The sequence below is a fragment of the Mesorhizobium sp. M7A.F.Ca.CA.002.05.1.1 genome (genome assembly GCF_003998335.1).
Taxonomy (GTDB): Bacteria; Pseudomonadota; Alphaproteobacteria; order Rhizobiales; family Rhizobiaceae; genus Mesorhizobium.
Map to the genome: position 1 here is coordinate 1 of NZ_RZQI01001655.1, position 443 is coordinate 443.

Annotated in this window: 1 protein-coding gene; it reads left to right on the plus strand. The window is 62.8% G+C overall.

Annotation, left to right across the window (positions count from 1 at the left end):
• Positions 1-32 precede the first annotated feature (32 nt).
• The coding region (locus EN939_RS37610) for an MBL fold metallo-hydrolase (RefSeq protein ID WP_245473352.1) at positions 33-443 on the plus strand (411 nt) is incomplete at its 3' end.

The following is a 443-nucleotide window of genomic DNA, read 5'->3' on the forward strand; positions in this document are numbered from 1 at the left end:
ATACCGGCGCCTCGAACGCCTGGCATCCCACCATGGGCCGACTTCCCGAGGCGCTGGACGAAGCCGGCATCGATGCCGGACGAGTCCGTACCATCTGCTTCACCCACACGCATCTCGACCACATCCATGGTCTTGTGCTTGCCGACGGCCGCGACGCTTTCCCGCGCCTGGCGCGCTTGCTCGTTCCCGGGGAAGAACTCGGCTTTTTTCGCGCCGAAGCGCGGCTCGAACGATTTCACGGCATGGCGGAACCCTTCGAAGCCGGAGACCGTATCGGGACACATGTCGACATTGTCGACGCTCGTGGCCATGAAGCGGGACATAGCTGCTTTCGCGTTTCGAGCGGCGGCGAACGCGTTCTGATTTGGGGCGACACCGTTCACGTCCCATCGCTTCAGTTCGATCGACCTGAGGTGACGTGGGAATTCGACGCCGATCAGGAC